The sequence below is a fragment of the Streptomyces sp. genome (assembly GCF_036566765.1).
Taxonomy (GTDB): domain Bacteria; phylum Actinomycetota; class Actinomycetes; order Streptomycetales; family Streptomycetaceae; genus Streptomyces.
On sequence record NZ_DATCVQ010000190.1, the window covers coordinates 1 to 5,329 of the forward strand.

Annotated in this window: 5 protein-coding genes and 1 pseudogene; 1 reads left to right on the forward strand and 5 read right to left on the reverse strand. The window is 73.2% G+C overall.

The features are described from left to right. Positions 1 to 1,871 (reverse strand): hypothetical protein (locus VIU94_RS10485; RefSeq protein ID WP_331909969.1); only part of this gene is annotated, 1,871 nt, incomplete at its 3' end. Positions 1,872 to 1,982: 111 nt separating this feature from the next. Here VIU94_RS10485 and VIU94_RS10490 point away from each other — a divergent pair. Continuing rightward, positions 1,983 to 2,918, forward strand: coding sequence for a hypothetical protein (locus VIU94_RS10490; protein WP_331909971.1), 936 nt, complete (start codon positions 1,983 to 1,985; stop codon positions 2,916 to 2,918). Here the strand turns inward: VIU94_RS10490 and VIU94_RS10495 are convergent. The 4 genes and pseudogenes from VIU94_RS10495 to VIU94_RS10510 all read right to left on the reverse strand — a co-directional run. Then, positions 2,915 to 3,328, reverse strand: coding sequence for a hypothetical protein (locus VIU94_RS10495; RefSeq protein WP_331909973.1), 414 nt, complete (start codon positions 3,326 to 3,328; stop codon positions 2,915 to 2,917). The genes VIU94_RS10490 and VIU94_RS10495 overlap by 4 nt on opposite strands. A gap of 73 nt (positions 3,329 to 3,401) precedes the next feature. After that, the gene (locus VIU94_RS10500) at positions 3,402 to 3,998 is read right to left on the reverse strand and encodes a DinB family protein (RefSeq protein WP_331909975.1); all 597 of its coding nucleotides are present in this window, start codon (positions 3,996 to 3,998) and stop codon (positions 3,402 to 3,404) included. 113 nt (positions 3,999 to 4,111) lie between these two features. Continuing rightward, entirely contained in the window at positions 4,112 to 4,882 is a 771-nt protein-coding gene (locus VIU94_RS10505; protein WP_331909977.1) for a hypothetical protein, read from the reverse strand. Positions 4,883 to 5,100: 218 nt separating this feature from the next. Beyond that, positions 5,101 to 5,329, reverse strand: a pseudogene (locus VIU94_RS10510) (hypothetical protein); the annotation flags it as partial.

Here is a 5,329-nt window from a genome sequence, read left to right on the forward strand (position 1 = left end):
GGGCTTGTCGCGGACAGGAGGCGGCGGGCGGCCTCTCGGAGGACGTCGTCGGGGTGGCGGGCGCCGTCGTCGATGAGGGGGAGGGCGTGGGCGGCGCGGCGGGGGCCGTGGGCCAGGGCCTCGACGGCGGGGCGGGCTGTGTCCGGGAGGAGGCGCATTTCGGTGAGGGTGCGGAGGGCTTCCAGGCGGGGGGTGGCCGTTCCCCAGCCCCGGACGACGACATCGACGAGCAATGGCGCGGTGTCCTCCGTGCGGCCGGTGATCCGCCAGATCGCGGCGGCCGCGGCGGCGCGGGTCTCCCGGGTGATCGCCCCGAGGCTTCGTTCGACGTCCGGCAGGAGCTCGGCGCCCGCCGGCCCGAGTCTTCCCGCCGACGGCAGGGCCCAGGCCCGCCGGTCGCCGCGGAGTTCGTCCCGTACCAGCGTCAGCGCCGGCCCGTGGTCGCCGGTGAGGTGCAGGTACGCGAAGGCCGCGGCCTCGCTCCCGGCCTCGCGCAGGGCGCGTATGGCTTCCGGGCCCGGTCCGCCGTGTGCTGCCGTCGCGGCCAGGACCTGGCAGGCCGCGGACGACGCGGGAGCCAGGCGGGCGAGTGCGGGGAGACAGCGGGCGGCGTGCTGCGGGAAGCCCCCCAGCACCGCGACCCACTCCTCGGCCACGGACCCGCCAAGGCGCGGGTCGAGGCTTCCGCCGTCGTCGCGGAGCAGGTCCGCGACCCTGGCCGCCAGCGGCTCGGCCGCCGGGCCGAGGACCTCCGCGGCCGCGTGGACCGCGAGCTTCGTGCCGTCCTCGGCGGGGAGTTCGTCCATCAGGCGCCGTACGTGGCCGAGCGCGCCCGGCACCCGGAAGCGCAGCGCCGCCACCACGGCCGCCGAGCGCATCGCAGGGTCCTCCGACGCCAGGTGCGGCGTGAGCCAGGGCTGCTCCTCCCCACCCGGGAAGGCCTCGCCCAGGCGGGCGACGTCGTGCATCTCGTACGGGTGCGCGAGCTCCGCGACCAGCCGGCTCAGCGCCCGCCGCTCGCAGTCCCGCCACCGTTCGAGGATCGCGTCGGCGAGCGGCATGTCGCCCTCCGCCATAGCGAGAAGCGCCGCGTCGGGGTCGTCGAGGAGCCGGTCGGCGAGGGTGCGGTAGTGGTCCGGCCACTGCTCGTGGTGCTGCTCCCAGGGGTGCTCCCGGTACGTGGCGGCGGCCAGGCGCACGAGGTCGGTCGGGAGCGGCAGTGGTGCTGTGCGCAGCAGGTCGGTGACGGCGGCGAGGCGCACGGCGGCCGGCTCGCCGCCTGCCGCTTCGAGCAGCGCCGTCGCCCGTGCTCGACGGGTCGCGTCGTCGAGGTCGAGGAGGCCGAGCGCGGTGACGACGTCCGCGCGCACGTCGGCGTCCCGCTCCTCGTCGAACCGGGCCCGCAGCAGCGGCATCAGCGGTATCGCGGCGTCCTCGGCGGCGGTGATCAGCCACACCACGGCCTGCCGCACGCCGGGGTCCTCGTCCGTCGCGAGTGCGGCCAGTTCCGGCAGCGTCTCGGCCACGGCCCGCCGCACCGCGGCCCGTTCCTCCTGGTTCCCCGCGCCGCCCGCGATCCCCCCGACGAGCCACAGGAGCTCCTTGCGGTGCCCGGGACCGTCGAGTGCGAGCCGGGCGAGGTACGGGAGGGCGGCGGCAGACGCCGAGTAGACGTCGCCCTGGTGGAAGAGGGACGACACCAGCTCGTCCATCGCCGCCTCGCGCTCGTCCGCGTCCACGGACTCCATCGTGCGCAGCAGCTCGGGCACGTCCTCGGCGCTCCCGTACGCGTGCTCCAGCGCGGCCCAGTCGGGCCCGGGCGTCAGCCCGTTCAGGGTCTCGGGCTCGCCGCCCGTCGCGGTCTCGGTCATGAGTCGACCCTAGGCCCCCGCACCGACGACCCCGAGGTTGTCCACAGGCGGTGCGGGGTTCGTTGTCCACAGGGGATGCGGGGATGGTGGTGGCGGGTGGATCGTTGCCGCATGCGCGACCTCACGGTGATGGCCAGGGGTGGAATCCTCCTGACCGCATGGGCCCACGACGCCGGCGTACCACCCGGCCGCCTCCGCCGCGTCCTGCGCGCCGAGGGCTGGCAGCCCCTGTGCCGGGGCGCGTGGGCCGTGCCGGGAAGGGACGTGGACTGGAAGACGAAGGCCACGGCGATACAGCTGCTCTCGCCGCGCCTTGTGTGCAGCCACCGCACGGCCGCTGCCGTGCTCCGCATCGAACTCCTCGCGGGAGAGCCGGACATGGGGACGCTGGAATTCGTCCACCCGTGCCACTCCGGCGCGCGCCTGGGCGTCCGTGTCCACCGCGCGCCCCTCGCCGAACCGGACCACGTGGTGCGCAGAGGCCTGCGCGTCACGACGCCCGCGCGGACCGTCGCCGACCTCATGCGCCGCGCCCGCTGCCGGGAGGAGGCCGTGGTGCCGGCGGACTCGGCCCTCGCGCGACGCGTGATCAGGGGCGTACGCCGCGAGGCCCTGGTCCGCCCCGAGGCCCTGGCCGACGAACTGCGCGCCCGCCGCCCCGGAGCCCCGGCCGCCCGGAAGTGGCTGTCCCTGGCCGACCCGGCCGCCGGCTCCCCCGCCGAGACGGTCGCCCGCCTCCACATGCACGACGCGGGCCTCCACCCCGAGTCCCAGCCCGTCCTGCGCACCCCGAGCGGCAGAACGGTCCGCCCGGACTTCTACTTCCGCAAGGCCGGCCTGGTCATCGAGATCGAGGGCTACGCCTTCCACGGCACCCGGCACGCCCACGAACGCGACGTCCGCCGCTACAACGCCCTGTCCGGCTGTCCCGGCGTCCGCCGGATCCTCCGCTTCACGGCGACGGAGGTGTTCAGAAGACCGGCCGCGGTGATCGCCTCCATCAGAAGCGCCCTGGCGGACCTGGACGGCCCGACGGGCCGCGGCTAGCGGCTCCCGCCCTCCCCCAGCGCCTCGGCCATGAAGGGCCGCAGCTCCAGGTACTTCGCGGTCATGACCGGCCCGAGGTGTGCCTCGATCCCGAACCCAGGCTGCCCCTTGTACGGGAGTTGGTCCAGGAAGGACGTCACGATGACCGAGTACGCCCCGGGCACCGCCCGCCGGCTCTCCTCCTCCAGGAACGCGAGGACCTGCCGCCAGTCGGGACCGTCCGGATCCGCCTCCCCCAGGTAGGACCGGACGGTCTCGTTGACGACGTCGATGGCGAAGAACACGTACGAGAGCACCCCGTGCTCCTCGTCCACGTGCGTCTCGTACGCCTCCTCGAACCCCGGCACCTTCGCCACGAGGTCCTCCACGAGCCGCACGGCGGCCCGGGCCTTCTCGTCGTCCTCCGTCATGCCAAGGACGGTACCTAGGTCCGCTGGGATGCGGCGAGGCAATTCAGGGGCGGTCCCGTCCTCTCGGTCCAGCTCACCCCTCCTCCGCCTCCCGAGCCGCGCGCTCCACGCGGTCCCGGTACTCCGCCCACCACGCCGGCTCCCCAGGCGGCACGCTGCTCCCCCCGGCCCCCTCGCCCACAGCCCCATCAGTGAGCTCCCGGAGGATGTCGGCGTGGCCGGCGTGCCGCTGGGTGTCGGCGAGCACGCGCACGAGGACGTGATGCAGCGTCACCTGCCGCCGCTCCTGCGGCCACCACGGCACACGGCCTGTGGCGTCGAGCGGCAGCGCCGAGATCGTGGCGTCGGCGTGCTTCCACGCCTGCCGATAGAGCTCCACGATCTGCTCCCGGGACTCCTCCGCCGTCGCCCACATGTCGGCGTTGTCCTCGGCGGTCTCCCGGTACCAGGCCGGCGGCTGCTCGGTGAAGAACGGCCGCCCGAACGTGTCGCCGAAGTACCCCAACTCCACACCAGCGACGTGCTTGACCAGCCCCAGCAGGTTCGTACCGGTCGGGGTCATGGGCCGACGGATGTCGTACTCCGACAGCCCGTCGAGCTTCCAGAGAAGAGCGTCGCGGGCGTCCTGCAGATAGCGGAGAAGATCCGCCTTGGCTTGAGAGTCATCCATGCCCGGGAGTCTTCCACCGGCCACTGACACCCGGCAGGCGGAGCGGGAGGACGGGAACGCGGCCGGGACCGCACAGGTCTCCCCGTGCGACCTGGCTGAAAGGCCCACTTGCCTCAAGAATCGAAGCCAGTGTGGCAGTCGATCACGTCGTCCAGCGCATCCCGGAAAATCCTGCGACGGGCTCGGTCCCCTTCCTCGGTGCGGACGTCCGCCAGCAGCTCTCTGAGGTGCTCGAGCGGCGTGGGATCTCCGTCCACGATCACGTCAAAGACGTCGTCGTCGGTGAGGGCGAAAAACCGGGCGAGCCAAGCGCCCAGCTCGGGATCCTCAGGGGAAACCGGCTCTGCCGTCCAGGAGTCGTTGAGATGCGTGGCGGGGCGTTCCAGAAGCCAACCCACGTACCGACCATCAGCGATGAGTACGTCCAGGTCCTGCGCGATCCGGAGCCGCGAACGAACGGCTGGGTCCCCCGAGAAACCCTCCTCGGTCAGACAGACCAGCACCGAGCCGGAACTCTCGCACCACCGCACGGATGTGAGCGGCACGTCGAAATAGGTGCCCGGCACCACTGCCAGCCGTCCCTCGACACGACCGGCCTTCAGCCAGAAACCCAGATCAGCGCTGTCCGGAACAACGCTCCCGGGAGTCGGAAGCCAGACGCTCACCAGCTCACCTGTGTCCGAGGAGAACCGCAGTTCATCGTTGCCGTGGTCGACCCACGACCCGGCGCCGCTCGTCTCCAGAAGGTGCTGCTCATGCTCGTCCGCGCTCCGATAGGGCCCTGAGATCGCCAGCAGGGCACCGAAGCTCAGCCGAAGGGGCCAGGGCATCGGGTCACCAGGTGCGACGCGTACCGGCATCTCACCGAACAGGATCTCTTCCACGTCAGCCTCCCCTCTCGATTCGGACGCCGGAGCAAACGCGCAGGCCGCGGTGCGTGCACAGCAGTTCGGCATCTCAGTCCCGCGACTCCTGGTCGCCGTCCTCCGCCGCCGCGTCCACCCGCGCCACAGGGGCCCCGACGACCGCGGCGGGCACGTCGGCCGGCTCGCCCGGCCGAGGCGCCGACTGACGAGCAGATCGGCCGGCACACCCACCGTAGTCATCGGATCCACGGCACACGCCGCGGCCGCCGCTGCCACCACCAGCCGCGCTCCCGCACCGCCGTGCCGGACCGCGTCACCCGTCCCAGGAACTCCCCGCCGTCGTCGTCCGTGTGGGCGCGGTAGATCGCATCGATCTCCTCGGCCGCCCGGACCATGGGCCCGCGCAGCGCGGGCTCCGCCATGCGCAACCGGTCGGCGAGGCGGTCTCTCACCCGCAGGTCGTCC